Source organism: Actinopolyspora mortivallis, from assembly GCF_003001495.1.
In the GTDB taxonomy this organism is placed as follows: domain Bacteria; phylum Actinomycetota; class Actinomycetes; order Mycobacteriales; family Pseudonocardiaceae; genus Actinopolyspora; species Actinopolyspora mortivallis_A.
The window spans coordinates 1-26,115 of sequence record NZ_PVSR01000010.1 but is presented as its reverse complement, the minus strand read 5'-3'; the positions used below and the strand labels follow the sequence as shown (position 1 = coordinate 26,115).

General features: G+C 68.9%; 23 protein-coding genes. 13 read left to right on the top strand and 10 right to left on the bottom strand.

Translation table 11 applies throughout. The annotated features are described in order from the left end of the window. Positions 1-96: 96 nt before the first annotated feature. The 5 genes from CEP50_RS08785 to CEP50_RS08765 all read right to left on the bottom strand — a co-directional run bounded on the left by CEP50_RS08785 (position 97) and on the right by CEP50_RS08765 (position 2,686). Positions 97-348 (bottom strand): hypothetical protein, encoded by a 252-nt coding sequence (locus CEP50_RS08785; protein WP_106113445.1) that lies wholly within the window; start codon positions 346-348, stop codon positions 97-99. Positions 349-351: 3 nt separating this feature from the next. After that, complete coding sequence (locus CEP50_RS08780; protein WP_026152045.1) at positions 352-612, bottom strand: hypothetical protein; 261 nt, start codon at positions 610-612, stop codon at positions 352-354. Positions 613-818: 206 nt separating this feature from the next. After that, positions 819-1,325: a hypothetical protein gene (locus CEP50_RS08775; protein ID WP_106113444.1), complete on the bottom strand. Its 507-nt coding sequence runs from the start codon at positions 1,323-1,325 to the stop codon at positions 819-821. Continuing rightward, on the bottom strand, positions 1,322-1,810 hold the full coding sequence (locus CEP50_RS08770) for a PRC-barrel domain-containing protein (RefSeq protein WP_106113443.1): 489 nt from the start codon (positions 1,808-1,810) through the stop codon (positions 1,322-1,324). The genes CEP50_RS08775 and CEP50_RS08770 overlap by 4 nt, the downstream gene beginning before the upstream one ends. Positions 1,811-1,945: 135 nt before the next feature. Beyond that, entirely contained in the window at positions 1,946-2,686 is a 741-nt protein-coding gene (locus tag CEP50_RS08765) for a DUF4232 domain-containing protein (RefSeq protein ID WP_106113442.1), read from the bottom strand. 778 nt (positions 2,687-3,464) lie between these two features. Between CEP50_RS08765 and CEP50_RS08760 the strand changes: the two genes are divergently transcribed. The 4 genes from CEP50_RS08760 (at position 3,465) to CEP50_RS08745 (ending at position 7,771) form a co-directional block, all read left to right on the top strand. Then, on the top strand, positions 3,465-4,385 hold the full coding sequence (locus CEP50_RS08760; protein ID WP_106113441.1) for a hypothetical protein: 921 nt from the start codon (positions 3,465-3,467) through the stop codon (positions 4,383-4,385). 64 nt (positions 4,386-4,449) lie between these two features. After that, a complete protein-coding gene (locus tag CEP50_RS08755; RefSeq protein ID WP_106113440.1) occupies positions 4,450-5,634 on the top strand; it encodes a glycosyltransferase in 1,185 nt (394 codons plus the stop codon). Between the two features lie 50 nt (positions 5,635-5,684). Then, complete coding sequence (locus CEP50_RS08750) at positions 5,685-6,611, top strand: alpha/beta fold hydrolase (RefSeq protein ID WP_258175070.1); 927 nt, start codon at positions 5,685-5,687, stop codon at positions 6,609-6,611. After that, complete coding sequence (locus tag CEP50_RS08745) at positions 6,608-7,771, top strand: glycosyltransferase family 4 protein (RefSeq protein WP_181188289.1); 1,164 nt, start codon at positions 6,608-6,610, stop codon at positions 7,769-7,771. Before CEP50_RS08750 ends, CEP50_RS08745 begins: the two co-directional genes overlap by 4 nt. 146 nt (positions 7,772-7,917) lie before the next feature. On the opposite strand, the gene CEP50_RS08740 is transcribed toward CEP50_RS08745, so the two are convergent. Further along, entirely contained in the window at positions 7,918-8,358 is a 441-nt protein-coding gene (locus CEP50_RS08740) for a peptidase inhibitor family I36 protein (protein ID WP_258175067.1), read from the bottom strand. 385 nt (positions 8,359-8,743) lie between these two features. On the opposite strand from CEP50_RS08740, the gene CEP50_RS08735 reads away from it, so the two are divergent. From CEP50_RS08735 to CEP50_RS08725, 3 genes are all read left to right on the top strand, one after another. Then, complete coding sequence (locus CEP50_RS08735; RefSeq protein WP_106113494.1) at positions 8,744-9,052, top strand: YrhK family protein; 309 nt, start codon at positions 8,744-8,746, stop codon at positions 9,050-9,052. 114 nt (positions 9,053-9,166) lie between these two features. Beyond that, entirely contained in the window at positions 9,167-10,381 is a 1,215-nt protein-coding gene (locus CEP50_RS08730) for a PucR family transcriptional regulator (RefSeq protein WP_106113438.1), read from the top strand. A gap of 192 nt (positions 10,382-10,573) precedes the next feature. Beyond that, the gene (locus tag CEP50_RS08725) at positions 10,574-12,187 is read left to right on the top strand and encodes a long-chain fatty acid--CoA ligase (protein ID WP_106113437.1); all 1,614 of its coding nucleotides are present in this window, start codon (positions 10,574-10,576) and stop codon (positions 12,185-12,187) included. Positions 12,188-12,343: 156 nt separating this feature from the next. Here CEP50_RS08725 and CEP50_RS08720 read toward each other — a convergent pair whose 3' ends face one another. After that, positions 12,344-12,799, bottom strand: a complete 456-nt coding sequence (locus CEP50_RS08720; RefSeq protein WP_106113436.1) for a DUF4442 domain-containing protein — start codon at positions 12,797-12,799, stop codon at positions 12,344-12,346. Positions 12,800-13,071: 272 nt separating this feature from the next. Here CEP50_RS08720 and CEP50_RS08715 point away from each other — a divergent pair, with 272 nt between their 5' ends. The 3 genes from CEP50_RS08715 (at position 13,072) to CEP50_RS08705 (ending at position 18,248) form a co-directional block, all read left to right on the top strand. Next, positions 13,072-14,568, top strand: a complete 1,497-nt coding sequence (locus tag CEP50_RS08715) for a potassium/proton antiporter (RefSeq protein WP_106113435.1) — start codon at positions 13,072-13,074, stop codon at positions 14,566-14,568. Positions 14,569-15,358: 790 nt separating this feature from the next. After that, complete coding sequence (locus tag CEP50_RS08710) at positions 15,359-16,864, top strand: S8 family serine peptidase (protein ID WP_106113434.1); 1,506 nt, start codon at positions 15,359-15,361, stop codon at positions 16,862-16,864. 403 nt (positions 16,865-17,267) lie between these two features. Continuing rightward, complete coding sequence (locus CEP50_RS08705) at positions 17,268-18,248, top strand: EamA family transporter (RefSeq protein ID WP_181188288.1); 981 nt, start codon at positions 17,268-17,270, stop codon at positions 18,246-18,248. A gap of 76 nt (positions 18,249-18,324) precedes the next feature. Here CEP50_RS08705 and CEP50_RS08700 read toward each other — a convergent pair whose 3' ends face one another. Together CEP50_RS08700 and CEP50_RS08695 are read right to left on the bottom strand one after the other, a co-directional pair. Further along, positions 18,325-21,207, bottom strand: a complete 2,883-nt coding sequence (locus CEP50_RS08700) for an ATP-binding protein (protein ID WP_106113433.1) — start codon at positions 21,205-21,207, stop codon at positions 18,325-18,327. Between the two features lie 363 nt (positions 21,208-21,570). Beyond that, positions 21,571-22,794, bottom strand: coding sequence for an MFS transporter (locus CEP50_RS08695; RefSeq protein WP_374957090.1), 1,224 nt, complete (start codon positions 22,792-22,794; stop codon positions 21,571-21,573). A gap of 231 nt (positions 22,795-23,025) precedes the next feature. On the opposite strand from CEP50_RS08695, the gene CEP50_RS08690 reads away from it, so the two are divergent. After that, positions 23,026-23,709: a FadR/GntR family transcriptional regulator gene (locus CEP50_RS08690; RefSeq protein ID WP_106113431.1), complete on the top strand. Its 684-nt coding sequence runs from the start codon at positions 23,026-23,028 to the stop codon at positions 23,707-23,709. 120 nt (positions 23,710-23,829) lie between these two features. Here the strand turns inward: CEP50_RS08690 and CEP50_RS08685 are convergent, their stop codons facing one another. Next, a complete protein-coding gene (locus CEP50_RS08685; RefSeq protein ID WP_106113430.1) occupies positions 23,830-24,411 on the bottom strand; it encodes a TetR/AcrR family transcriptional regulator in 582 nt (193 codons plus the stop codon). A gap of 94 nt (positions 24,412-24,505) precedes the next feature. Here CEP50_RS08685 and CEP50_RS08680 point away from each other — a divergent pair, with 94 nt between their 5' ends. Both CEP50_RS08680 and CEP50_RS08675 read left to right on the top strand, forming a co-directional pair. Beyond that, positions 24,506-25,183 carry a haloacid dehalogenase type II gene (locus tag CEP50_RS08680; protein WP_106113429.1) on the top strand — a complete coding sequence of 226 codons (678 nt, stop codon included), beginning with the start codon at positions 24,506-24,508 and terminating at the stop codon, positions 25,181-25,183. Between the two features lie 76 nt (positions 25,184-25,259). Beyond that, positions 25,260-26,105, top strand: coding sequence for an arginase family protein (locus CEP50_RS08675; RefSeq protein WP_106113428.1), 846 nt, complete (start codon positions 25,260-25,262; stop codon positions 26,103-26,105). Positions 26,106-26,115: the final 10 nt, after the last annotated feature.

Below are 26,115 nucleotides of genomic sequence, written 5' to 3'. Positions count from 1 at the left end.
CCTCGTGGCGTGTGGCCCACAGTGTCGGGTGGAACCGGCCGCCGCGCGCCCGGGGACCGGGCCACGACGACCGGCTCGGAACTTTTCCGGTGGGTCTCACAGTCCGGCGGCGAACTGCCGGACAGTCTCGGCGACCCGCTCCACCGTGGACTGGGTGTGCTCGATCTGGTCGTCCGCGCGGTGGAGCCCCGGGGGGACCACCGTCTCGGGGTTGTCCGGGTCCACACCGCGCAGTGCGGACTCCGCCTGGTGCAGGGCGGTACGGGAGACCGCGAGATGCCGCTGGGTCTGTTCGAGCTGGTCGCTGACCGTCAGCAGGGCCTGCTGGAGTTCCTGGATCGCCGACACCGGTTACAGCCGTCCCGCGTAGTTCTCGGCGGAGGTGATGCTGGCGTTGATCGTGCCCTGGACGCCGTTGAGGCTCTGGGCGGCCTCGGCCAGCATTCCGTAGGCGTGCTGGATCTCCTCCTGCCCGCTGCCCTGGGTGGCGTTGGCCAGCGCCTGCTGAGCCTCCTCCAGACTCAGTGTGGCCTGTTGTAAGGCGGCCACGCTCTCCGAGGCCTTCTGGTTGGCCAGTGCTATGCCCGCACGGACCTCTTCGACACCTGCCATGGACTCGTCCCCCTCCAGGGTGCTCGTCTTCGTATGCCCGTCCGACGCGACTCGTGTCCACACGGGCATCGATGTCGATCACCAAGTTAGCGCTTCGATCAGGCGGTACCGATCTCAGGTTGCCACTCGGCGTGCCTCGCCGAAACACCCGGAAGGATGCCGTGTGCGGCGAGTTCCCCGTTTTTCATCCCCGGTCCGGACGGGAGTCAGGAGCGAGGCCGGGTTCCTCCCCCACCGGGCGGGCCCGTTCCCTCGGGGCCGGGCGGGGAGACGGTCAACGGGCCGGCGGCGCTGGGTGAGGCTGCGGACTCCGCACGGTCGGTACCCGCCCGGGTCAGCCACGCCTCCACGAGGGCACGCTCACCTCCCACGACCAGGGTCCCCACCACCTCCGGATCGTCGACCACGGCCCAGGCGCTCGGGGGTTCGCAGCACACCCTGGCTCCGGTGAACCCCGGACCGAGCGCACGCAGCAGGGTACGGACCGTGCGCGACAGCACGGCGGAGTGGTTGCCCTCCCCGGGCACGGAGACGCTTCCGGCCAGGGTCACCGAACGGCATCCCGGCTCCTCGTCCGAGCAGTCCGCCGACTGCACGATCCGACTTCCCGTCAGCTGAGGCAACCGGGCGCAGGACGACAGCGCGGTCTCCTCGTCGGCGGCGTTGACGACGAGAGTGGTCAACAGCTCCACGGTGAATTCGTCGGCCGTCACGACCCCATTGTCCAGTACGGCCGGACGTGCCCCGAGGCGCGGCGCGTCCCGGAGGCGTGTTCCGCCGTCCACCGGACACGGTCACCCCCGAAGGGGCGCGGGAGGAACCGGTGCCGGTTCCCGCCGGCGGCCACCGTGGACTCCGCGACACGCGGCGGAACGAACTCCCCGGCTCGCAGGCCGTAATGCGCGCACAGCCGTGCCCCCTCCGCGTTCGAGAGGTGACCGTGCTCGGTGCCCACCCTCGGGGCCGTGCGTACCGCGTTCCCGGAGCAGCACAGGACCAGTCGACCCCGGCGGAGCACGGCCGCGTGCAGCGGAGCGAAGGTCTTCCGCGTCCCCAGCACTCCCGTGCGCACCCGCACCCACTCGGGCCGGTGGGTGGCGTCCGCGACGTAGACCTCGGCCACGCGACCGAGATGTTCCCCGTCGCGTCCGTGGACGTCACTGCCGGTCAGGTCCGCGGCGTGCGGCGGTTCGTCCATGGCGTCCTCCTCGCCCGCCGAACAAGGGGAGGCACCTCGGCCCGGGCGTGTTCCGGGGACTCACGCTGCCGGGCTCGCGGGGTGAACGCAACCTCCTCGCTCAGCGGGCACGGAGCCGTCGTGGTGGTCCGGGAGTCACCGGAAAGCGGTGAGGTCGATGTGCCCCGAGCCGCACACCCGACCGTAGTTCCAGGGCAGACGGAACGACTTCCCCGTCTCGGGGGGTGTGACCCGGACACTGGTGGGCACGGGTTCGCAGTCCTCCGGGCCGGAGCCGGTCGGAACCACACCCCAGTGCAGCCGGGCCGAGGTCGTCCGCTGGGGAGCCAGCCGGACCGTCGTGGGAGGCGGGTCCTGGTTCCGGCTCACCTCGGTGGGAAGCGCCTCGCCCGAGGAGTCCAGCAGTTCCAGCTCGGGGTAACCCCGCAGCGTGCACGTGGTGTCACCGGTGTTGCGCAGTGTCAGCGTCGCGTACCGCTGTCCGGCTCCCGGCCGCCCCTGCTCCATCGAGCCCCGCAGGACCGAGCCGTCGCAGCGGGCACCGGCGGGCCGCTGTTGTGCGGTGTTCGCGGAGGAGGTGCTTTCCCCCTTGCTCGGCGCGGTGTCGTGGCCGCCTTCCGTGTCGGCGGAGTCCGTCGAGTCCCGTGAGGTTCTTCCGGTTCGTTCCGGGGGGTCGGTTCTTCTGCTCGTCGTGGCCGACGAACTCGTGTGGTCCGCGCTCGTGGACGAGGCGTCCGCGAGTTCCCCGGCGGCCTCGACCGGGTCGACCGGATCGGGCTGCTGTTGACCGCATCCGGCGAGCAGCGCGCCGGTGAGCAGCGTCGTGGCCGCGGCGAACACGCGCTGGCCCGGGGTCGTCCTTCGGCGGGAGGGCATCGTGGGCCACCTCCTGTTTCTCGTGTCCCGTACGGACGGGGTCGGTTCGTGTGCTGTCGGTTGTTCTTTCCCTCTAGGACGTGTCGGATGCCCGGGGGTTGTCTCCGAAGTGCCGGATCGGGCGAGATCGTCGTCCGGGGTGTTCGGTCGGGGCGGGCTCCGGACCCGGAAAACGGGGTATTCGGGTGATACGCCGGGCTCGTGGTGCACGGGACCGTGGGAGGGCTCGGTTCCGGTGCCGTGCCGGGCGGAATGTGGGGTTACTCACCGTGTCCACACGTTGTAGTCCTTTCGGGCGTCCTCCCGGAGTGATGCGTGCCTGATTCGGGCCGGGGCGGAGGAAGCCCTCCGGTACCGTTCACGGACGGAGAACCGCCCACCGGGACGGCGTTCGTGTTCTACAGTCGTGCGCACGAACACCCGAACCCGAGGGCGTCGTAACGGTGGCACACCGCCGTCCGGGACCGACACGAGGTTGTCCACCGGTGAACGCCCACACCTGCCGGAAGGGCCTCTCCGGGAGGAGGGGGATCCGAGGGGCGGCGGAGTACGGCGGGCGGTTCGGGTGAGCCCGCGGTGCGAGCGCTCCGACCCGAGAAGCGGGGGAGCCGAGACAGCGGGGCAGGAGCGTGGCTCGTGGCGAGAGCCTTCCGGGCTCTCGCGGAAGGGTGGGTTGTGCGTAGTCCGAGAAGGGAAGGCCGTCCGACGGTGGCGGTACGAGGGAACGGCGGTGGCGCGTGGTGCCGGATGACGCGGCGATGAGCGGGCGAGATCCGATATGACGGTGTTCGCTGTGCTACTCGCGGCCCTGGCCGCCTTCGGATACGCGTTCGGGGCCCGGCTTCAGCACGGTGCCGTGCACGACACGATGTCCGGCCGGGGACTGGGGATACGCAGCCAACTGCTCCTGGTGCGCAACACGCGTTGGTTGTTCGGCCTGATCTGCCTGGGCAGCGGTACCGCCCTGCACGCGCTCGCGCTGGGTTTCGCCCCGCTCAGCGTGGTGCAGCCCCTCGGTGTCCTGGCGCTGCCGATCACGGTGCTGTTGAACTCGAACGACCGTCCCGGCGGGATGAGCACGCTGCCGCGTTCCTCGATCCTGGCGGTGGTGATGAGCGGTGGCGGGGTGGCCGCGTTCGTCTTCCTCGCCGTGCGGAGCGCCACCCCGACCTCGGTGAGCTCGGAGGCGGCCGGGACCGCCGTCGAACTCGTCGGGCTGATCGTGCTGCTGCTCGCGGCGGTGGCACTGGTCAGTCGCGGCCCGGTGCGCTGTGTCGCCTACGCCACCGGCTGTGCGGTCGCCTACGGTCTGGTGTCGCTGTTGCTGCGCGCGGTGTCCCAGCAGGTGACGGCCGGACGACTCGCCGAGGTGGAGCTGTGGCTGTTGCTCGTCATGGGGGTGGCCGTGCTGGTCGGAGGCTGGCTGGTCCAGCACGCCTACGCCAGCGGTCCCCCCGACCTCGTCGTCGCCTGTCTGACCGTGATCGACCCGTTGGTGGCCGTCGGGTTCGGAATCGGTCTGCTGGGGGAGGCCGATGCGGTGGGCGCGTGGACCGCCACCGGGGAGGCGGTCTGTGCCGCGGTCGCCTGCGCGGGAGTTTTCGCGCTTGCGCGTTACCACCCGGACAATCACAACGAGGTGCCCCCTACCGTGACCGAGGGCAGCAATCGCCGGGTCACGTCGATTGACAGTTCGTAACGGGAGTATCCAGGTGACTTCGCAACCAAGCGGTCGGCCGCTGCGGATCGTGATCGGAGCAGTCATGTATCCGCCCGACGTCAACGGTGCCGCCACGTTCGGCCACCGGCTTGCGACGGGACTGGCCGCACGCGGCCACGAAGTGCACGTGATCTGTCACGCCACTGACCGACAGTCGCACACCACGGTCGAGGACGGAGTCACCGTGCACCGTGTCGCCTCCTACGGCACGCCGGTGCATCCCACCACCCGGGTGTGTCCCCCGTGGCGCGCCTCCGCTGCCGCGAAGAGGCTGCTGCGTGAGATTCGTCCGGACGTGGTGCACGTCCAGTCCCACTTCTTCATCGGCCGCGGAGTGATCAACGCCGCGCGGGCCCTGGGCATTCCACTGGTGGCGACCAACCACTTCATGCCCGAGAACATCTTCGGGTACCTGCGGGTTCCCCGTGGGTTGCAGTCCCTGGTCTCCAGGGTGCTCTGGAGAAACCTGATCAAGCACTACAGCAAGGCGGCGATGGTGACGGCTCCCACGCCCCGTGCCGTGCGACTGCTCCACGAGAACGGGTTCGAGAAGCGGGCGCTTCCGGTCTCCTGCGGCATCGACGTGAACAGGTACCGCAGCGCGGCGGCCGAGTACCGCGAGCAGCACCCCTGCCCCGAACATCGCAGCGTGCTGTTCGTGGGCAGGCTCGACGAGGAGAAGCACGTCGAGGACCTGTTGCGCGCGGTGTCCCTGCTGCACACCGAGGAACCGGTGTGCCTGGAGGTCATCGGGGACGGCAGCAGACGGGAGGCGCTGGAGGAACTCGCCGGTGAGCTGGGGATCACGGACCGGGTGCGTTTCGCCGGGTTCGTGGACGAGCAGGAGCTGCTCGCGGCCTACGCGCGGGCCGACGTGTTCTGCATGCCGAGCATCGCCGAGCTGCAGAGCCTGGCCACGATGGAGGCGATGTCGGCGCGGACGGCCGTGGTACTGGCGAACGCGATGGCGCTTCCCCACCTGGTCCGACCCGGACGGAACGGCTGGCTCTATCCGCCGGGTGACGTGCACGCGCTGGCCAAGGCCATCGACGAGATCGTGGCCGACCGTTCGGTCATCGACAGCATGGGAGCCTTCAGCGAGCACATCATCTCCGAGGCACACGACATCGACGCGGTGCTGGCCCGATTCGAATCGGTCTACCGACATCTGATCGACCCCGGCCGGGAGGAGGATCCGGTGCGGATCCACACCGAGATGGCGAGTTGAGGCACTCCGGCGTGGGACGTCGAGAGGGGACGACACGGCGGGGTGACACCGTGGACGCCCCGGATTTCCGGGTCACCGTCCGGGGAAGCGCCGTCGGAGTCTGGCGCTATCCGGCCGAGGCACCGAGGCCGGGCTCCCGGCGGCAGGAGTCCGGTCCCGAGGGAAGCGAGCCGTCGCCGGACGAGGCGAGCCGCTCGCCCAGTCTGCTCATGCTGCACGGGTTGCGGGGCACCCACCACGGCCTGGAGTTGCTCGCCGGGGCCCTGCCGGAACGCGACGTGCTCGTTCCGGATCTTCCCGGCTTCGGGGACTCGGGCCCGATGACCTCGGACAGGCACGACTCCGCCGGTTACGCCCGCGCCGTGGTGGAGTTGCTCGGTCAGCTGCGCTCCTCCGTGGGAGAGGTGGACCTGCTGGGGCATTCCTTCGGATCCGTGGTGGCGGCGGCCGTGGCCGCCGAAGCTCCGGAGCTGGTGCGCAGGTTGGTGCTGGTCAACCCGATAGCGAGTTCGGAGTTCCACGGCTCGGCGCGGTTGTTGGTTCCGGTCACCTCCCTCTACTACCGACTGGCCGCGGCGATGCCCGAACGGTGGGGCAGGTGGCTGCTGGCCAACAGGGGGATCGTGCTTGCCATGAGCCGTGCCCTGCTCCGCAGCCGCGACCCCCGGGTGCGCCGCTTCGTGCACGACAGTCACCTACGACACTTCAGCAGCTTCCACAGTCCGGCACTGGTCGCCGAGACCCATCGCTCCTCGATCACGGACTCCGTGGGTGAGCACGTCGCGCGGTTGAGCACACCGACTCTGGTGGTGGCCGGTGAGACGGACGAGATCGCCCCGCTCCGTCGACAGCGCGAGCTGGTGCGTCGTCTTCCCTCCGGACGACTGCGGGTCCTGGACGAGGTCGGACACCTGGTGCACTACGAGGCCGCCGGCGAGGCCGCCCGCGAGATCCGAACGTTTCTGGACGAACCGTGAGCACACCACCGCACGAGCCCGTCCCGGCCTCCGGGGGGAACCGCCGGGAACGGGACGGGACTCCCGGACGGGTTTTCGTCGACGCCCGTTGGACCCGGACCGACTTTCCGGACGGGATAAGCCGGTACACCGCCGGACTGGTCGACCGGTTGCACCGGATCCATCCGGTCACCGTACTGATCCACGATCCCGCCCAGCTTCGTCTGCTGCCCTCCGGCGTTCCGTACGAGCTGATCAACAGTCCGTTCTCGGTCCGGGAGCTGTGGCTCTCGCGCAGGCTGCACCGCCTCGGCGCCGACGTGGTGTTCAGTCCGATGCAGGTGATAGGGGGGTTCCGACGGCGCTACGCCCTGCTGCTCACCCTGCACGACCTCATCTACTACCGGCATCCGGAACCGCCGGGGTTCCTGCCGCTGCCGGTGCGGATCGTGTGGTGGTTGTTCCACCAGGCCTGGTGGCCACAACGGGTGCTGCTCAACAGGGCGGATCTGGTGGTCACGGTGAGCGAGACCACCAGGCGGTTGATCGCGCGACACCGGCTGACCCGGCGTCCGGTCGTCGTGGTGCCCAACGCTCCCACGGAGACGGCCCCCGCGAGCACCGCGTCCGCGCGCACGGAGCCTCGTTCCGGGGACGTGCGGGAACCCGCCGCTCTGGTGTACATGGGCTCGTTCATGCCGTACAAGAACGTCGGCACCCTCGTCTCGGCCATGGGGGAGCTTCCCGGATACCGTCTCCACCTGTTGAGCAGGATCGATCCCTCCCGGGAGCGTGCGCTGCGAGCGATGGTGCCCCCGGGAGGCGACGTGGTCTTCTGGAACGGGATCGCGGAGGAGGACTACCGGGACCTGCTGCGGCGGGCCGCGGCTCTGGTGACCGCCTCCAGGGACGAGGGTTTCGGTCTTCCGTTGATCGAGGCCATGAACGCGCGGACCCCGGTGGTGTGCAGTGACATCCCCATCTTCCGGGAGGTGACGGGCGGGCACGCACAGTTCTTCGACCCGGAGTCCAGCTCCGGTTTCGTTTCGGCGGTCCGTCGTCTCGAACAGTCGGAGCTGCGTGCGGAGACGGTGGAATCCGCGCACGCCCATGCCGCCCGGTACACCTGGGAGTCCTCGGCCCGTGCACTCTACGAGTCGATCCGCCGGCTGGTTTCCTGAGGAATCGTTCCCGGCCATCGGGGTGTTCGGATGCCGGTGCGTGCGGCGGGGTCTGGCGGGAGCGTGGGAGGAGTCGGACGGTCATTCCCCGTCGTGCGTTCCCTGGCCGGGAGGGATCCGCGCCGCACCCACCGGAGCGAGTGTCCTCAGTGGCTCCACACCTTGATCGCCCGGACGAGGAACGGAGCCCGAGGGACGAAACTGCCCTCCGGGTAGGTGCTGAAATCACCGGTGGTGGAACACCGGGCGTCCTGGTAGACGGTGACCGGACGGTTCATGCGGTTGACGAAGGAACGTGCTCGCAGCTCGCCGTCCAGCGGAACGCATTCCTCCATGTTGGTCGTGCGCAGGTCGGCGGAGTGGGTTTTCCCCGCGTACTCGTACTCGGACCAGGCGCAGAACACCCCCGCCTCACAGGGTGCGCGTTCGGGTGTGTCCGGGTCCGCCGTGGCCGGATGCCCCGCCCCGGCGGCGAGCAGCGCCAGCACGAGCGAGGGAAACGTTCTGCGCATCCTCGGTCGGGGCCGGGCTCCGCGTCGGAGGACCGTGGGGGACACGGCGGTGAGGACTCGTGCGTGCAGCGACATCGAAGGGTTCCTTTCTCCCGTTTCCGGGATCGGTGTCTGACGAAGAATCCGTCACCAAGCTGGCGAATTCGTGATCCCGGATGCCAGCGAAACGGCCGGATTCACCCCGTAAGAGTGTTTTTTCGTTCCCGCGGAAAGCTCGGCGCGAACAGCGTTTTACCCGAACGGGTGTTTCGACGACGCGGTGTCCACAGGGTGAGGAATGTTCCCCACACTTTCCGGCGAGGTGGAAAGGTACGGATCACGGTTTCCGGGAAGAGCGGGGACGGAGACCTCGTGGATCACCCCGAGGCCGGGTCCGGTCGGGGAAGCCCAGGGGAGGATTCGTCCGAGCGGGGGGGACACCGGCCGCGAGACCGGCGGGGAACCTCCGCGCGGTGTGAGGATGACAGGAATGAACCAGTACTCCGATCCCTCCTCGTCCACCCCGCTGGTGCTGCGGATCGGGCACGAGGAACTGCTGGTCCGCAGGCGTTACGAGGCGCTCAGCATCGTCAACGACATCCTCGTGGCGCTGTGGTTCGCGGCGGGCAGCGTGCTGTTCTTCTGGGAGTCCACGAGCACCACGGGAACCTGGCTGTTCCTCGTCGGAAGCATCGAGCTCGCCGTTCGTCCCGTGATCCGGCTGAGCCGACAGCTGCACCTGCGGAGGATGCACACCGGTTCGCCCGGTGAGTCGGCGCAGGACTTCTGATCCTCGTCCGGGCGGGCCGAGGAGTCCCGTGGTGGGGACCCGGCCGGTTCCGTGGGCGGGACCGTGCGGACTCCGCCTTGTCCGCGGCGGTCGGGAGTCCTAGGCTTCCGGCGCATGAGCGCCGGTGACTCCCGCGCCGGTCCGGGTGATTCGGAGGCGGCCGCCCGGCTGGCCCGTGCCACCCTCGCCGACCTGGAATCCGTCACGGACCGTCTGGTCGGCGACATCATCGTGGAGAACCCCGAGTACTACGAGGCACAACGAGTCAGCGAGTCCGATCTGCGTGACTCCTGTCGGGCCAATCTCCGTCGGGTGTTGCAGTTGCTGGGTCAGCGGGTGCCGGAAGGGGAGGACCCCTACGACGCCGCCCGCCGTACCGGGGAGCGACGTGCCCGTCAGCGGGTGGCGTTGGACCTGGTGCTGCGCTCCTTCCGTCTCGGCGGGCGGGTGGTCTGGTCCAGCGCGTTGGAGACGGCGGGCAAGGAGCCGGGATTCGCTCCGGAAACCCTCCTGGAGGTCGGGACGTCGGTGTGGAACGTGGTGGATGCCGTCTCGTTGGCGGTGTCCAACGCCTACCGTGACGCCGAGCTGGAGATGCTCCGGGTGGACGAGCAGCGACGGCAGGTGCTCGTCGACGGGCTGCTGCGCGGCAGCGGCACGGATCCCGAGTCGGTGGAGTCCGCGCTGCGTACGCTGGGGCTCTCCGTGTCCGGGCCCTATCTGGTGGTCGCCGCCGAGATCCCGGCGGACGTGAGTGAGGTGCCTGCCCCGGAGCAGGTGTTGCAGCGGTGCGGCATGTCGTCGGTGTGGCAGGCCCAGGCCGGGATGCTGGTGGGGCTCGTCTCGACGGAACATCACCGCGTCGAGGAGGTCCCCGGGGCGCTGCGGTCGGTACTGCCCTGCGGGATGGGCCTCTCGCCCACGGTCTGTCGGGGTGGTTCCATCCCCTGGGCGCGGGAACTGGCCGTGCTGGCGCTGCGCACTCTCCCACCCGGGGACACGGGGACGGCCTGGTTGGACGACAGACTTCCCCGGGCCGTGCTGGTTCGGTGTCCCGAACTGGCCGAGCGGCTGGTGGAGCGTGCTCTCGGACCGGTGCTGCGGCTGCCCGCGACGGAACGTGAACCGCTGCTGGACACGTTGGAGAGCTGGTTGGACTCCGACTGCTCGGCCAAGCGGACGGCCGCCCGCCTCTACTGCCACCGCAACACCGTGCTGAACAGGTTGCACCGGCTGGAGGGACTGCTGGGCAGGCCGGTCAGCGGGGTGGAGGAGACCGTGTGGCTCCGGCTGGCGCTGTACGCCCTGCGGATGCGGACTCGTTGGTGAGGACGGGCGAGCACGGACTGTTCCTTGTGTTGCGTGCACAACGATTCCCCCGTACGAGTGGACCTGCGGCCTAGTGCCAATACCCCCGATCGGTTGATACAAGTTGTGTGTCCGTCGTCACAGGTTCCGGGTTCGGTCTGTGTCGGTTCGACTCCAGGCGGCTGGCACCGCGGAAGAACGAGAGAGCGCGATATGCAGGCATTGATGCAGGACCGTCCGCTGACCATCCCCCACATCTTTCACCGGGCGGAGCGGAACTTCCACGACAAGAGGATCGTGACGACCACCCTGCGGGGTGAGGTGAGCAACACCTTCGGCGAATGGAGTGCGCGGGTACGGCGGCTCGCGACGGTGCTGGACGAGCTCGGAATCCCGCAGGAGGCCAAGGTCGCTACCTTCGCGTGGAACACACAGAGCCACCTGGAGCTGTACTTCGGTGTCCCCTGCACGGGACGGGTGTTGCACACGCTCAACATCAGGCTGTTCGCCGACCAGGTGGCCTACATCGTCGAACACGCCGAGGACGACGTCATCTTCGTGGATCGCTCCCTGCTGCCCATGCTCTGGCCGCTGGCGGACAGGCTCAGCACGGTCCGTTACTTCGTGGTCATCGACGACGGCGCCGACGCCGAGATCCCGGACGACCCCAGGATCCGGGACTACGAGGAACTGCTGGCCGCGGCCGAGCCGTTCCGGGGCCGTTTCGAGGTCCACGACGAGAACGCGGCGGCGGCCATGTGCTACACCTCCGGCACCACCGGCAACCCGAAGGGCGTGGTCTACTCGCACCGTTCCACGGTGCTGCACTCCCTGGTGAGTCTGACGGTGGACGCGGTCGGCCTGAGCGAACGGGACACGATCCTGCCGGTGGTGCCCATGTTCCACGTCAACGCCTGGGGGCTGCCCTACGCCGCCGTGTTCGCCGGATCCTCGATCGTCTTCCCCGGCCCGGCGATGAAGCCGGACGCGTTGCTGGGGATGCTGGAACGACACCGGGTGACCTCCACGGCGGGAGTCCCCACGATCTGGATGGGGATGCTGCCGATGCTCGGCGACCACGACCTGTCCAGTCTGCGCGTGGTGGTGGGCGGCGGCTCCGCGATTCCTCCCGCGCTCTCGGAGGGCTGGCGCGAGGCCATCGGTATTCCCATCACCCAGGCCTGGGGAATGACCGAGACCAGCCCGTTGGCCTCGGCGGCCACCCCCCGCAGCCACCACGAGGGACTGGACGCGGAGTCGTTGGTGCGGGTGCGGGCCACCCAGGGGCAGGCGGTCCCGTTGGTGGAGCTGCGCATCGTGGACCTGGACACCGGGCGGGAACAGCCCTGGGACGGGGCCACCCCGGGTGAGCTGCAGGCTGCCGGACCCTGGATCGCCTCGGCCTACTACGGCGACGAGGGTACGGACGCGTTCACCGAGGACGGATGGCTGCGCACGGGTGACGTGGCCACGATGGACGAGCACGGCTTCGTCAGCCTGGTGGACCGGACGAAGGACCTGGTCAAGTCCGGAGGCGAGTGGATCTCCTCGGTCGAGCTGGAGAACGCCATCATGGCGGACTCCCGGGTGTCCGAGGCGGCGGTGATCGCCAAGCCCGACCCCACCTGGACGGAGCGCCCCGTGGCGTGTGTGGTCGTGGAGCAGGGAGCCCGGCTGACCGAGCAGGAGGTCTACGACCACCTCCGGGAACGGGTCGCCAAGTGGTGGCTGCCGGACGAGGTGTGGTTCGTGGACGAACTGCCCAAGACGAGCACGGGGAAGTTCTCCAAGAAGACCCTGCGGGAACAGTTGCTCGGCGGGGCGTGAACCCACGCCGAAGACAGGGCCGCCCCCGGTCCGGCTCCAGCCGGTGCCGGGGGCGTACGTCTCTCTTCGTGACCTCCGCTGAGGTGACGGGGTCGCTCCGGGGATCCCGCCGCTGACGGAGTCCTCACGACTGCTGGAACGCCCGGCTCACACGGCTCACGCGTGATGGGGGCGCAGGGTCCAGTTCACGGTCACCTCCCCGGTGACCTCCTCACCCGAGTCACGAATCGTGCAGTGCACCGGGAACTCCGGGCGGCTTCCGGACTCCAGCTCGGCGGTAACAGCCGCGGTGTCCCTGCCCAGGATCGCTTCCGCCGTCAGCCTGCCACGGGCGAGTTTCCTGTAACGGATCTCGGAACTGGCCACCAGCGGGACGGCTCGTTCCAGCAGGGGAGTGAAGGCGGCCATGGTGACGGCTCCCGAGGCGGTCTCGGCGAGTCCGAACATCACGGCGGCGTGCGGCCCGCCCACGTGGTTGCGTTGCTCCGGCACGTCGGGCAGGGCACACAGCATTCTTTCCGGCCCGGTCTCCAGGAACTCGATACCCGCCTTGGAGATCCACGGCACGGTCCGGGCCATCGCGTCCGCCACCCAGGCGTAGTCAGCAGTCATGCCGCATGATGTTACTAATCAGTAGCAGTGTTTGCCAGGGGAGTCGGGGCAGTGCCCGGCGTCCCCGCTCGCTCATGGTTCCCTCGCACGGGACTCGGCGGGAGGACCGACCCGGGGGTCCCGCGGGAAATGAGTCGGTAACGTCCTGACAGGTCCCCTCCGTCCTCTGGTCCGCGCGTGGCCGACGCTCTTGGTGTACTTGGGGCCCACCCGGTCCGGAGCGACGGCACGCTGTGCCCCTGTGACAGGGGACGCGCGAGAGCGGGGGCGAGATGAGCCTGGACGAGCTCTACCTGGCGCTGTTCGCGGGCGGCCTCGTTCTGCTGGCGAGCATCGTCGCGACCAGGTTCGCGGCCCGACTGGGACTACCCAGCCTGCTGCTCTTCCTCGCCGTGGGAGTGATCCTCGGCGAGGACGTGCTGGGGGTGGAACTCGACGACCCACAGATCGCGCAGAACCTGGGAACCGCCGCGCTGGCCGTCATTCTGGTGGAAGGCGGACTGACCACCAAGTGGTCCGACGTGGGGCGGTTGCTCGCGCCCGCCGGTGTGCTGGCCACGCTGGGGGTCGGTGTCAGCGTCGGGGTGACCGCGCTGGGAGCGCACGTGCTCCTGGGACTCGACTGGCAGCTGGCACTGCTGCTGGGGGCCATCCTGTCCTCCACCGACGCCGCTGCCGTTTTCTCGGTGCTGCGTGTGCTGCCGATCCCGCGACGGACCCGGGGGCTGTTGGAGGCCGAGTCCGGGTTCAACGACGCTCCCACGGTCATCCTGGTGGTGCTGCTCAGCTCCACTCCCCTGGAGACGCAGCCCTGGTACCTGATCGGCTCCCTGCTCTACCAGCTCGCGGCGGGGGCGGCGATCGGCCTGCTGGTGGGGGCGATCGGTTCGCTCACACTGCCCCGGATGGCCCTGCCGGCCTCGGGGCTGTACCCACTCGCCATTTTCGGTCTGGGGGTGTTGTCCTTCGCGGCGGCCGGGGCAGCCGGGGCCAGCGGGTTCATCGCCGCTTATCTGGCCGGGATGGTGCTGGCCAACACCGGTCTGCCCCACCGCTCGGCGACGCGCTCCTTCGCGGAGGGGCTGGGGTGGTTGGCCCAGATAGGGCTGTTCGTGTTGCTCGGCCTGCTGGTCACCCCCAGCGAGCTGCACCGTGAGGTGTTGTCCGCGCTCGTGATCGGTGTGGTGCTGCTGCTGGTGGCCCGTCCGCTGGCGGTGCTCGCCTCGTTGACCGGATTCCGTTTTCCCTGGCGGGAACAGCTCTTCCTGTCGTGGGCGGGGCTGCGGGGGGCGGTGCCGATCGTGTTGGCGACCTTTCCGGTGGTGGCCGGGGTGCGGGGCAGTGACCGCCTCGTGGACATCGTCTTCGTGCTCGTCCTGTTCCTCACCCTGGTTCAGGGACCGAGCCTGCGGACGCTGGCCAGGAAACTCGGGCTCACTCGTCCGGAGGCGACCAGGGAGGTCCAGGTGGAGTCGGCTCCGTTGGACGTGCTCGACGCCGAGTTGCTGACGGTTTCCGTTCCGCCCGGATCGAGACTGCACTACGTCACCGTGCTGGAGTTGCAGTTGCCCGAACCCAGTGTGCTCGCACTGGTGATCCGTGGGGGGAAGGTGTTCGTTCCCCGTCCCGAGAGCAGAGTGGAGGAAGGGGACCAGTTGCTGGTCGTGACCACCTCGGCCCAGCGGGAGGCGACCGAGCGGAGGCTGCGTGCCGTGGGCAGGAGGGGGAAACTGGCCTACTGGTTCGGTGAATACGGGGATCTGCTCTGAACACGCACCAGGATGGCGGTGCGCTTCCGGGGCGCTTTCACTCTTTCAGGAAGTTAGTTGACACCATCGGATGAACTCCGTGGAGAAAAGTTGATCGTGGTGTTAGTTTGAAACCGTTCGTTTCTTGTGTCCGGTGATTCGTGCTGTTCGGTGAACCCGTTCACGGAGGTATTGATGGCATCGTACGCGAAAGAATATTTGAAATGTTTTCGCATGGCAGGTGATTTCGCTTTACTCGTGGTGACCGGGGCGACTGACTGATTCCTGACGGAGTCTCTCCGTGGTGAACCGGTCATGCCCCGGAACGTGGATTCCTCCCCAGCTTGGACGCCGCGTTCCACGCGGAGGCTGTGCGGTGGGCGAGGTGCCCACCGCACGGTGTTCCGTCGGAGAACGTCGTTCGTGTGCCGTATTTCCCAGTTGCCCCGCGGAGCGGGAAAACTGACAACGGATCCGGACGAAGTTCTCGTGGTTTCCTTCCGACGTTCGTGAGGAAGGTTTTCGCAGCTCACCGTCCTCGGTGCCGGTGCGGCGTCCTCCCGTTCGGAACGGTGTTCGAGGCTGTCGGCGTGACTCCGGGCGCCTTGTCCGGGAATTCTGTGAACGGGCGGCCCATTTCGTACGTGTGTCCCCTTATCCGTGTACGGATTGTTCTCCGTATCCCGCGGTCGGATCGTTTGGGCCACTGTTCATTCGCGTTTTCCGAGGTCACAGAACCCGTGGTGACCGACGCGGGTGGACCGAACCGTTCCCGTCACCAGTCCCGGTGACGTAACCGTCAGGAGGAACGATGCAACACCCGAACAGGGGGCACAGCAGACTCGCCAGTCTGTGTCTCGGTGCCGCCGTGGCGACCTCTTTCGGTGTGGCCACCGCGCTACCCGCGCAGGCAGCGGAGGGTGAGATCCGGAAGGCCGACGCCCAGGCGGCCATCGCCGACAACTACATCGTCGTGTTCGAGGACGCCGCGGCCAACGGCCCCGGTGGAGTGAGCGCGGCGGCGACCGACCTGGCCCAGCGTTACGGGGGCAGCGTCGAGCGGACCTACGAGACCGCACTGCGTGGTTTCTCCGTGTCCATGAACGAGAACGCCGCCGAACGGCTGGCGGCCGACTCGCGGGTGAAGTACGTCGAACAGAACCAGCGGGTCCATGCCTTCGGCACCCAGCAGGATCCGCCGTCGTACGGTCTGGACCGTATCGACCAGCGGGACCTGCCGTTGGACGGTTCCTACACCTACCCGAACGAGGGCAGCGGTGTGACCGCCTATGTGATCGACACCGGTGTCCGGGTCAGTCACAACACCTTCGAGGGCAGGGCGAGCCACGGTTACGACTTCGTCGACAACGACTCCGTGGCCAACGACTGCAACGGCCACGGCACGCACGTGGCGGGCACCGTCGGCGGAGCCGAGTACGGCGTGGCCAAGGACGTCGACCTCGTCGGTGTCCGGGTGTTGGACTGCCAGGGAAGCGGTTCCTACGCCGGGGTGATCGACGGTATCGACTGGGTGACCCAGAACGCCGACGGTCCTTCGGTCGCGAACATGAGTCTCGGTGGTTCGACCAGCAGCGCGGTGGACGACGCGGTGCGGAACTCGATCTCCTCCGGGGTGACCTACGGGATCGCCGCCGGGAATTCGAGCGCCGACGCCTGCAACTACTCCCCCGCCAGGGTCGAGGAAGCGGTGACCGTGGGCGCCACCAACCGCCAGGACGGCGAGGCGAGCTACTCCAACTACGGCAGCTGTCTGGACATCTACGCCCCCGGCAGTAACATCACCTCGGCCTGGATCGGCAGTGACAGCGACACCAACACGATCAGCGGGACCTCCATGGCCGCCCCGCACGTGACCGGAGCGGCCGCGCTGGTGCTGGCCGACACTCCCTCGGCCTCGCCGGCACAGGTACGTGACACGTTGGTGAACAACGCCAGCTCCGGCAAGATCTCGGGTATCGGTGCCGGCTCGCCGAACAAGCTGCTGTACGTCGGTGAGGGAAGCGGTGACGATCCGGAGAACCCCGGCAACAACGCTCCGCAGGCCTCCTTCACCGTGAACTGCGGCTACGGCTGTGAGTTCGACGCCAGCGGGTCGACCGACTCCGACGGCTCGATCGCGAGCTACGCCTGGGACTTCGGTGACGGTGCCACCGCCACCGGAAGCACGGTCACCCACGACTACGCCGGTGGTCAGTACACCGCCACTCTGACGGTGACCGACGACGAGGGAGCCACCGACTCCACCACCCACCAGATCCAGTGCTACGACTTCGGCAGCGTGTACTGCTTCGCCTGAAGCCTGACGGGCACTGAGTGACCGGACGAACGGAGGGCCCTCCCGAGGGCCCTCCGTTCACACGTGTCGTGGGGCCTGCGCCCGTTCTGCTCGGGGCGGTGTTCGAAAGCCATGGAGTGTAGCAGGGTGGTGCTGATCCACCAAAAACCGTTCGGTTTGTTTTGATGTTCTCGCTGGTTCCTGTAGTCCGTGGGGTTCGGGTCAAGCTGTTCGGCTTTCCCTTGGATTTGGGAGATTTCGACGGTTCGCGTAGTGGGAGCGAGCGAGAGCGGGTCGAAGCGCTGCGACAGTCGCCGAACTCTTGACAAACCACTTGGTTGGTTTTTTTATGAGTGTATTCCCCCGGGGGAAGGTGACAGACGAAGGCGGAGAGTGTGGGGACACGGGAAAAGGAAGAGTGGACGTGCGGGCTGACTCACGCGAACACGCGGCGGGCGGTGGCCTTCCGGCGAGGACCTACAGTCCCAGGACCGTCGGGGTGATCATGGCGGTGGCCTCGGCCTTCTGCTTCGGTGGCTCGGGGCCGGTCGCCAAGGCGCTGATCAACGCGGGTCTGGGGCCGTTGCAGGTCACCTGGCTGCGATTGGCGGGAGGGGCGCTGTTGATGCTTCCTTTCGCGATCCGACACTTCGACATCCCGCGCCGGGCTCCGAGGCTTCTGCTCGGGTACGGTCTGATCGCCATCGCGGGGGTGCAGGGGTTCTACTTCGTCGCGGTCGCCAAGATTCCGGTCGGGGTCGCCCTGCTCATCGAGTTCCTGGCGCCGGTGCTGGTTCTGGGATGGACCAGGTTCGTGCGACGCAGACCCGTCGCCAGGAGCTCTGCTGTCGGGGTGGTGATCGCCGTGGTCGGTTTGGCCGCGGTGGTCGAGGTCTGGGCCGGTTTGACCCTGGACCCCGTCGGGATACTGCTCGCTTTCGGGGCCGCCTGTTGCCAGGCCGCGTTCTTCCTGCTGGCCGACACCGGCGGCGAGGTGGATCCGCGCGCGTTGGCCTCCTACGGCCTCCTGATCGCGACAGGGGTGATCACTGCCGTCGTCGCTCCGTGGACGATCGACTGGTCGGTTCTCGGGGGACGGATCGAACTGGCCGGTCAGGCGGTGCCCGCCCTGTTCGGCGTGGGATGGATCGTGCTGTTCAGCTGTGTGTTCGCGTACCTGACCGGGATCCTGGCCGTCCGTAAGCTGTCCGCCCCCGTAGCCGGAGCGATCGCCTATCTGGAACCCGTGGTGGCCACCGTGCTGGCATGGTGGTTGCTGAGCGAACACCTCGGTGCCGTGCAGATCGTGGGCGGAGTACTCGTCCTGTTGGGAGCCTACGCCGCACAGCGCCGGACATCGGAGAACAACGAACGCGTCAGCGAGCCGGTGGCCGAACCGATGTGAGAGCCCGTCCGCTCGCGGACGGAGGGTCTCCGGATCACCGTCCTGCTCCGCGACGGACTCGTCCTCCGTGCGCCACCTACGTCCGGGCGTCGTCGTCGCGCAGCAGCTCGGTACGGTTCCGCAGCCCGAGTTTGCGGATCGCCCTGGCCACGTGCTGTTCCACGGTGCGGGGGGACAGGAACAGGTTCGCGGCTATCTCCCGGTTGGTGTGGCCCCGGGCCGCGAGTTCGACGATCTCCTGTTCCCGAGGGGAGAGCCGGTCTCCGTAGCCCCTCCGCCCCCGTCGTGGCAGGGTGCCGCTGCCCCGGGCACGCCACAGGTGCCTGCAACGGGCGGCGTCCCCGGTGGCTCCGAGCCGTTCGAGGACCCGAACCGTCTCCACCATGCCCGTGGTGGGGGTTCCCAGGCCCTCCGGGGAGTGCCGCACGAGCCTTTCCGCGGCGAGCGCGGCGCTGTACGGCCGGGGCAGCGCGCCGTAACGACGATGGGCGGTTCTCCAGCGTTCGACCGCCGGGTGGATCTCGTCGCGTGCCTCGTGGATCACCGCCTCGGCGGCGGCAGCGGCGGCGGAGAAGAGCGGGGAGGACCGGGCGGAGGTCGCGGCGCGGAAGCGTTCGACCACTGCTCGGGCCCGCCGAAGGTCGCCGACCCTGGTGTGGGCCTCGACCGCCACGGGAAGGAGGTCGCAGGCCCAGACCCATGCCTCCTTGTCCTCCACCAGGGCCAGTGCGCGATCGGTCTCCCGTGTCGCCTCCGGAAGGTCTTGCCGGGACAGCCACATGCGCGCTCGGGCGGCACAGGCGGTGAGCATGACGGGGGTGACGGCCCCGTCCGGCGGTTGCACCCGGGCGGGGCCGAGGAAGTGTTCGGCCCGTCTCCAGTCCGCGCGGGCGGTGGCGAGCAGCCCGAGAACCAGCGAGGCCTGGGCGGCCGGGGGGTGTTCCCGTGGGCTGTCCCGCAGCAGTTCGCTCGCCTGTTCCGCCAGCCCCTCCCACCGTCCGGTGAACCAGCGCAGTCCGATCTCGACCGCGTCCAGCACACTGTCCAGAAAGGTCCTCCTCGGGTGGTTCCGGGCGTGTGCGCGCGACTTCCACAGCTGTTCCGCGCAGCGGTGGTACTGCCCGAGGAAGAGCAGCACCTCCGCGTTCCGGGCGTGTGCCAGCGCCGCCGCGTGGTGTTCGGCGGTGCTGCGTGTGGTCCTGTCGAGCAGGTCGATCCACTCGTCCGCCGGCTCGCCGTGGTACAGCAGGGCAGCCGGCATCTCGGTCGGGACACCGGCGACCCCGGGAGTTTCGTGGAGCTCGGCGAGGCTCTGTCCGGCCCGCTCCAACCAACGACGTCCCTCCCCGGCGCACGTGGTGGACGGGTGGACGTGGGAGAGGGCGAACATGCCCTCGACGGCGTGCTCGGGGTGTTCGTGCAGCTCACGCACTGCCAGTTCCAGTTCGCAGCGTGCCGCGTGCAGGGAGCCGGTGCGCAGCAGGATCTTTCCGTGCCCGAGGCGTACCCGCCCCCGGGCGGATCGGGACAACACCGGGGAGGCGAGCAGTTTCTCCAGCACCACCGTCGTGCCGGGGCGGTGTGGTTCCTCGGGGGCGAGGTGGCCGTACTTGACCGCGAGACGTTCCAGCGTGCGCGGGGAGGGAGTGGTGGCGGAGAGCATCTCGGTGAGCAGTTCCACGGCGGTGCCCGTGTCCCCTTCGGAACTGGCCCGGTCGGCGGCGGCCTCGCCGTAGCGCAGCCAGTCCCGGACACGTCCACTGGCCCTGCTGTGCAGGGCCAGCCGGGCCAGCGGCTGCGGCTCGCGGTCGGCCAGCTGACGCAGGGCCCTCTCGTGCAGCTCGGTCCGTTCCGGGCCGGTGAGGCCGCTGTAGACGGTGCGGTGGGCCAGATGGTGGCGGAACGTGTAGGTCCCGTCCGGGGTTTCGTAGAGCACGTTGGCCCGCAACGCGTGGACGAGTTCGCGTTCGGCCGTGGTGACCTCGGCCATCCGTCCGAGCGTGCGCGCGTCGGCCGGTTCGTCCAGCACGGCGGCGGCTTTGACGAGACGCAGGGCGTCCCCGGGAAGCAGGGCCATGCGCTCCAGCAGGGAGTCGTGCAGCAGTGCCGGGACCTCGACGTGGCCCTCGGAGGGGTGGCGGTCTCGGGGGAGGGCGTCGGGAGGTGCCGTCCCCTCGACCTCCCGCAGGGTTTCCTCCAGGACGAAGGGAATGCCGGCGGTCTGGGTGTGCAGCTTCCGGGCGAGTTCGGGGGAGACGCTGTCGGTTCCCAGCACGTGGGCGGCCAGCGCCCCGACCTGTTCGGTGGTGAGTGGTCGCAGACTCAGCACGGTGCCGCGTGTGTTCCACGGAGGACGGTAGGCGACCCCGAGTGGGGGACCGTGCAGTTCTTCGCCGCGGTAGGTCAGCACGAGGACGAGATTCGTCGGCGGGGTGTGGGCGAGGAAGCGCAGCAGTTCGGCGGTGTGCTCGTCGGACCAGTGCAGGTCCTCGACCACCAGCACGACCGGGCCGAGTGCCTGGAGCAGGGCGTGTATCCCCCGGAACACGCGGTGCCGTTCCGCGGCCGGGTCACCGAGTCGTTCGGGGGCGGGGGGCAGCCAGGCGTCGAGTTCGGGAAGCAGCGGGCGCAGGGCGCCGGTCACCGGGTTCAACGGGGTCGGAGGGTTCAGGGGGCCGAGGGAGCGGAGGGCGTCCAGGACCGGGCCGTAGGGGAAGGGTTCGCGGGGCGGCCGGCACGCGCCGACGGTCCTGTTGTGGTGGTGGATCTCCGGGGCCCGCAGCGTTTCGTGCACGAGGCGGGTCTTGCCGACCCCGGCTTCCCCCTCCAGCAGCACCACTGCTGGTGGGGCGGTGGCGAACTCGACGAGGGTGTGGAGTTCCTCGGCGCGTCCGACCAGTGGGGGTGGTGGGTTCGAGGGAGTGGGGCAGTGGGACGAACGGGTGTCACGGATCGACATGCGAGCCCCTTCCGTGTCCGCGCGACGTCGGGTCTGGCCCCGCGAAGTGCTGGGAAGCGTATGACTCGGAGGAGTGAGCTGCGTCGGACTTAAGAGTGAATTCTTTTCCCGTTCTTCCCGTTCTCGACGGTCGTCGGCGAACAGGATTCTCCGGGGACCCGGCCGGAAGCGGCTCGGTGTTCGCCGGACGGAGAAGGAGCGACCGAACGAGCACGGTGTTTTCCGCACGGGGGCGGTGGAGCAGCGCGACGAACCGTCGCGTCCGCACCACCGCCGTCACGGCGTACGGAGGTCGTGACCGTACGGGTCCGTTGTGGACGCCTGACTCGGTCGGCCGTGTCAGGACGCGTTCTTGGTCGCCGTTCAGCTGTGCGTGGTGCGGTGGCCGGGTGTGAAACCGTGCTCGCGCGCGAACGCGGTTGTGGCGAGCGCCAGGGCCGCCAACACGAACAAGGCCCACGGGAGGGCGGAAGCACCTGCCGTTCTCACCAACAGTCCGCCGAGCACGCCGCCACCGGCGACGGCGAGGTTGAAGACGGTGACGAACATCGACTGCGCGACGTCGGCGCCGTCACCGGCCGCGTCGGCGTTCGCGGTTTGCAGCAGTGTGGGGGCCCCGCCGAAAGTCACGCCCCAGACGACGATGCCTGCCGTCACTGCGGCAGGTACCTGACCGGCGATCCCGAGAACCAGGGCCGCGAACGCGAATCCTGCCAGGCTCACCAGCGTTGTCAGACGCAGTCTGGGGTCGACGAGCATGCCCGTCGCCCAGATTCCGACGATGGCCGAAGCCCCGAAGACGAACAGCATCACATCGACATGTCCGCCCAGATGAGCGCTGTTGAGGAAGGGAGCGACGTAGGTGTAGAGGATGTTGTGCGCCAGGATCCACAGGAACACCACACACAGCACCGGACGGACCCCCGGTGTGACGAAGACCCTGTGCAACGGGAGGCGTTTCTGAGCGGCCTGGCCGGGCAGGTTGGGCACCAGTGCGCGGATCCAGACCAACAGCCCCGCCGCGAGTCCGGACATGATCCAGAACACGCCGCGCCAGTCGAACAACGAGCCGAGCCATGTACCGAGGGGAACTCCGCAGGTGAGTGCGACTGGTTGGCCAACGCTGACCAGCGCCAGCGCCCGGCCCTGGAGATGCTCGGAGACCAGCCGTCGGCTGTAGTCGGCCAGCAGCCCCCAGACGACACCGGCCGCCATGCCGGCGGCGAACCGGGCGAGCAGGACCACTCCGTAGACGCTCGACAACGCCGTGACCATGTTGAAGACGAACAGTCCACCCACGGCGCACAACAGCAGGGGGCGGCGGGACACCCCCCGGGTCGCGGCGATGACGGGGACCGCGGCCACCACCGAACCGATCGCGTACACCGTGATCAGTTGGCCCGCCAACTCGGCCGGAATGTCGAGCCCGTGTGCGATCTGGGGCAGCAGTCCCGCGGGCATCGTCTCGGTCACGATGGCCAGAAATCCACCCAGCGTGAACGCCAACAGTTTCCCCACGGGGAGTCGGTCGCTGGTCGGGGGCGAGCCCGCCCTGTTCGTGATTGTTTCGTTTCCCGTGCTGTTCACCGAACTGTCCAGTTCACGCGTTCGGGAGGGGCAGCGGTTTCTGCCTCTCCGGGTTTCCGTGGTCGTCGCGATCGGGCGGGGCCGACGTCTCCCGTGGTGGCCCGAACCGGGATCCTGCTTGTCGTGGTGACGCCCCGGAGGATGGCACACGACAGGACACATGTCTAACAACTGTCCTCTGACCACTAGGTGACTTACGCTGAACGGGTCCGGCGAAGTGAGGAGGAAGTCATGGCGCTCGAAGCCGTCGGGGGCAGTTCGACGTCGGAGAAGGTCACGGCTCAGCTGTACGACGAGCTGCACAGCGGTCGGTGGCCGGTGGGGTCGAAGATCCCCGGTGAAGTGATGCTGGCCGAACAGCTGCGCGTGTCGCGACCGGTGGTGCGCGAGGCGATCCGTGAGCTGGCGCGTATGGGGATGCTGGAAGTGCGCCACGGAGCGGGAACCTTCGTCCGCAGCAGTGCCAGCCCGGCCGCCATGCTGAACGGGATCGACCAAGCCGAGATCCGTGACATCTTCGAGGTCCAGATGGCCTACGACGTGCAGGCGGCCGGGATGGCCGCCGCCCGCCGCACCGAGGACGATCTCGCCGAACTGGAACAAGCCCTGCGACGTCGTGACTCGGCCGAGAACGACAGCGACTCACAGCGCTTCGCCCTCGAGGACTCCCAGTTCCACTTGACCATCGTCACCGTGGCTCGTAATCCGGTGCTGAGCGAGCTGTACCGGTACTTTCTCGTTCGGCTGCGGGAGGGGCTGTACCGGGTCCACGCCGATGTCGACCTTCCCACCTGCGGTCACGAGTCACACCGGAACGTTGTCGACGCCATCCGCGCCCACGACGTGACCGGCGCGCGTGAAGCGACGTACCGCATGCTGCGGACGTCGCTCGACGCGCTTGAGCAGGCGGAGTGAGCCGGTGAATCGTGCCTCGGACGGTGTCGGGGATCGGGTCGGAATCGGCGGATCCGGTCCTCTCCCGCCGCCTCGCCCGTTGCGTGTGCGCCCCGCCTCCGGTGGTTGGGAAACCTCCGCTCAGCCGGTTTCTCCGGTGGGCAGCAGTCTCCGGGCCGCCTCGTGGGCCTGTCGCAGCGGCAGCACGTCGTGGCGCAGGGTGCAGCGCACCACCGCTCCCTCCAGCAGCAGGAACCACTCCTCGGTCACCTCGTCGGCGTTCGCGCATCCGGCGGCCTCGGCGATCTCCCGCAGTTCCGTGCGGATGCCCTCCTTGTGCTCCTCGATGATCTCCCTGCCCGGGTGCAGTGGTTCGGTCAGCTCCACGGCGGCGTTGACGAAACCGCATCCGCGGAACCGGTCGACCACGGTCCACTGCTCGTAGGCCTCGAACATCCCGGAGAGCCGTTGTTCCGGGGTGGTTCGGTGGACCAGGTACCGGGCCAGGGTGGCGCGCCAGGCGCGGTCGCGGGCCCGCAGGTGTTCGGTGACCAACCCGTCCTTGGAGCCGAAGTGCGCGTACAGGGTCACCTTGGTGACCCCGGCCTGTTTCGCGACGGCGTTCACCCCGGTCGCGCGGATCCCGTGTTCGTAGAACAGCCGGGAGGCGGCGTGCAGGATCCGGTCCGCGGTGGGGCCGCGTTCACCCGTGGTGGTGTTCATGGCAGGAGGTCCGCTATCCTTCGAGTCGACTATACAAACCGGTAAGTATTCCCAGTGTAGCGCCGTACGGACTCCGACACGAGAGGGAGAGACCATGACGAGCACCCGACCGCGCGCCGTTGCCTTCGACGTCCTCGAGACACTGCTCACCATCGAACCGTTACGTGCCCGGCTCTCCGAGATCGGCCAACCCCCGGAGCTGTTGCAGGCGTGGTTCATGCGTTTCCAGCGCGACTCGATGGCGCTGGGGCTCAGCGGGGACTTCGGCGCGTTTCGCGACGTGGCGCGCCAGGCACTGCGCACCGACACCGGACACACCGCCAGCGAGCAGGACGTCGAGTACGTGCTCGACGGCTTCGCCGAGATGCCCGCCCATCCCGACGCCGAACCCGCCCTGCGGAGGCTGTCCGAGGAGGGCGTCCGCGTCGGCTGCCTCACCGTGGGGGATCCGGAGGCCACCGCGAACTTCCTGGAGCGGGCGGGCCTGGCGCGGCATGTCGACCAGGTGGTCACGGCCGAGCAGGCCGGGCTCTGGAAACCCGCTCCGGCGATCTACCGGGCGACGGCGTACCGGCTGGGAGTGGCGCCGCGTGACATGGCGCTGGTCGCGGTGCACGCCTGGGACTGCCACGGGGCCAAGCGGGCCGGATGTTCCGCCGGCTGGTGCAGTAGGTTGGAAGGCGAGTACGGCGACGTGTTCACCCCGGCCGACGCCACCGCCGACGATCTCGTGACCCTGACCGAGCGGCTGCTCGGGTTGCCCGCGCGGTGACCGGGTGACGTGAGGCGGAGGAAGCGACAGGCCGCGCGTTGTCGGGGAGTCGAACGTTTTTTCGTCGGGAGGGCCGATGGCGCGCGGGGCGACGTCCGCACTGACCGTGTTCCGGGGACGAGCCGGGGACCGCAACGAGCGCGGAATGCTCGGAGCTCGGGTGCTCGGCTCCGAACTGGCCCGGCACACCGGGCAAAACTCGGTCCTTATCGGACAGTCCAGGCCGGTGCTGAACACCTCCTGGGAGACCGAGCTGGCCGCGGCCTCCCCCGAGCTGCGCCGGTTGGCCTGCCGCTACGAGGAACTGCTGGACGCGGGGCTGACCCCGGTCACGGCGATGAACAGGTGCGCCGCCGCCCTGGCCACCCTGCCCGTGCTCGTCCGCCACCGTCCCGACGTGCGGGTGGTGTGGTTGGACGCCCACCCCGACCTCAACACCCCGGCCACGTCCGCGACCGGCTATCTCGGAGGCATGGCGCTGGCCGGGGCCACGGGGATGTGGGACTCGGGACTGGGGGCGGGACTGCCCGCCGACAACGTGGTGCTCGGTGGCGTCCGCGATCCCGACCCGCCGGAACAACGGCTGCTCGACGACGGGGTGGTGGCCACGGTGCCGGTGGGGCCGGACATGCCGGGACGGCTGGAGGAGCTGCTCGCGGACCACCCGGTCTACCTCCACCTGGACTGCGACGTGTTGGAGCCGGGCATCCTGTCCACCGAGCAGCGGGTTCCGGGCGGGATGACCCTCGACCAGCTGGAGGCGGTCGCGGAGCTGCTCGCCGACCGCGAACCGGTGGGCCTGGAGGTGGCCGAGTTCCAGGTCGCGGAACCGGGCTCCTCGTCCACTGTGGAGGCGAGTTCGGGGGCGGCCGAACTGGTGGAGGCGCTGTCCCCGCTGCTGCGCGAGCTCGGAGCCCGGTGACCCCCGAGGC